A 235-nucleotide genomic window follows, 5' to 3' on the forward strand; every position below is an offset into this window, starting at 1 on the left:
CAGTAAACGCAAAGAAGTGGACAGCGCACTGGAGGCTGCCAACCTGAAACGGTGGCTGGACGGACTGCCGGACCGGGCACTGAAACCGACGGCGATTATCGGTTACGATTATCTGTGGAGCGGTGACCAGCTGATAGAAGAGACGCCGGTATATGCAGACGGCACGGTGGGATACGAGCACAGCATTCACTGGTTATATGAGCCGGGAAAACTGACCCCATCGGCGCGTTATGAA

Annotated in this window: 1 protein-coding gene; it reads left to right on the forward strand. The window is 56.2% G+C overall.

The annotated features are described in order from the left end of the window. The coding region (locus ABR397_RS24075) for a hypothetical protein (RefSeq protein ID WP_455430670.1) at positions 1 to 235 on the forward strand (235 nt) is incomplete at both ends.

This window comes from Photorhabdus viridis, assembly GCF_040256935.1.
In the GTDB taxonomy this organism is placed as follows: Bacteria; Pseudomonadota; Gammaproteobacteria; order Enterobacterales; family Enterobacteriaceae; genus Photorhabdus; species Photorhabdus viridis.